Annotated in this window: 2 protein-coding genes and 1 pseudogene; 2 read left to right on the forward strand and 1 reads right to left on the reverse strand. The window is 38.0% G+C overall.

Annotated elements, in window-relative coordinates:
- On the reverse strand, nt 1-362 hold a 362-nt coding region (locus QMD21_07625), incomplete at its 3' end, for a hypothetical protein (GenBank protein MDI6856632.1).
- Between the two features lie 76 nt (nt 363-438).
- Here QMD21_07625 and QMD21_07630 point away from each other — a divergent pair.
- Together QMD21_07630 and QMD21_07635 are read left to right on the forward strand one after the other, a co-directional pair.
- Nucleotides 439-753, forward strand: coding sequence for a hypothetical protein (locus QMD21_07630; protein MDI6856633.1), 315 nt, complete (start codon nt 439-441; stop codon nt 751-753).
- Between the two features lie 27 nt (nt 754-780).
- Nucleotides 781-1,773, forward strand: a pseudogene (locus QMD21_07635) (transposase).
- Nucleotides 1,774-2,031: the final 258 nt, after the last annotated feature.

The raw sequence follows: 2,031 nt of genomic DNA on the forward strand, positions 1-2,031 counted from the left end.
TGATAATTAAAGTAAAGGGAAGGATTCTTCCTCTCATACTTAAATTTAGAATCATTATCAGTATAGAGAGCCTGAAATACTCCATATTTTTCAACCACCCTACGCAAAGCAATGAGACTAAAGTACTCATCTATACCGTGAATCCACTTGTGTCTTGAGGTATCCATTTGGAGAAGTTCACCCGATTTCTCCTTTTCAAACCTCTTTCTTGGTTTCCTTCTTTTCTTTATTTTGGTAGTGTAGAGATGGGCTGAGATGAGAATATTCCGGAGAGTACTATAACAGAGGCTCTTATCCGGATACCGCTCACGAAACAAGTCGTAAAGATGTAGAGTATTGTAGTCTGAAAACTTGTTCTTCATTTCGATTACTGAAGGTGTGCTAATTTTAGTTGAAATTTATGAGGCATCTCCTAAAATCTAAATACTGGAGGTGCATATGAAAAAAGAAAATGTGAAAGAGAGAAGAGACAAGATAAGAAGGCTCGTAAATATACTACCACAGATACGAAATATAGAAATACGAGCAGAAATCACTCAGTCACTCACCCCTCTGGGCTTACTCTATGCAAATGAGATGTTTGAGGATGAACTGACCCAATTAACCGGAGAAAGATACCAAAGGGATAATGAATTAGATTACTACCGGTGGGGGAAACAGGGAGGCTCAATATACCTTGGAAAACAAAAAGTCCCTGTAGATGTCCCAAGAGTGAGAGATAAAAAAGGAAGAGGAGAAGTTAGATTAATGTGATATGAGTACCTTAAAAAGCCACATAAGTTAGATGAATCCGCTTTTAAGAATATCCTATTTGGAATAAGTTGCAGACGGTATGAAGAAGCGGCACAAGCAATCCCAGAGGCATTTGGATTAAGTCCATCCGCTATCTCAAGAAGATATATAAAGGTGAGTTCACAAAAACTTAAGGAGTTACAGGAGAGAAGACTTGATGAGTATGATATTGTGGCAATCCTAATAGATGGGAAGACATTCAAAGAGGATGAGTTAATTGTGGCTTTGGGAATAACAATGGAAGGCAAAAAGTTAATATTGGGCTTTGTCCAGTCAGGAACCGAGAACGGGATAGTATGCCAGGAGTTTCTTGAAGATTTGATTGAAAGAGGCTTGAAAATAGATAATGGAATACTTTGTGTAGTAGATGGGAGCAAAGGTTTGATAAAGGGTATAAAGAGGGTATTTGGGGATAAGGCGTTAATTCAGAGGTGCCAGTGGCATAAAATAGAGAATGTAGTGAGTTATCTTCCCAAGAAAAGGCAAGATACTTTTAGGAAGAAGCTACAGCGTGCTTTTAAGGAGTCCACTTACGAGGAGACAAAAGAAGCAATAGATAGGTTAAGGGAAGAACTTGCTACTATTAACGAATCGGCTGTCAAGAGCTTAGATGAAGGGATAGATGAGGTTCTAACTTTGCATAAGCTTGGGATGTTTGAAAAACTTGGCAGGAGTCTCAGGACTACTAATTGCATAGAATCTATATTGTCTTGCGTGGAGCAAAATGTAGGCAAGGTGGACTATTGGAAGAATTCAAATCAGAAGCAGAGGTGGCTTGCCTCTTCTCTTTTGGATATTGAGCCCAGGCTAAACAGGATATGCGGATACAAGTATTTACCTGATTTAAAGAGAGCTATAAGGAAGGAGATTGAATTGAGAGACACACGAGAGGAAATTTCTGCTATATTTGATAGTATGGAATTTAGTGACTTTGCTCTTTGTAGGCACCGACATTTTAGGAGGTGTAAAAAATTCAGGTGAGAATTTTTCTTTACAAGCGGGTTTTTAGTGACTATATTAGAATAATCAAATAATTGGACGAGAGGGGGTGATAAGAACATAAAAAAATGGAGATGAGGCTAAAAGAGATAGGAGATATTGAGGGAATTACAACTAAAAATGATATCCTCTCCGATTACTAATTTCCTTGTTTCGTTTGGGATTTTATTCCATGGTGAATGATTTCTTTGGAACGATAGTACCATAATTCCGCCCAGCTTAAATCTTTTATAAAGACGC

Source organism: Candidatus Thermoplasmatota archaeon, assembly GCA_030018475.1.
Taxonomy (GTDB): domain Archaea; phylum Thermoplasmatota; class JASEFT01; order JASEFT01; family JASEFT01; genus JASEFT01.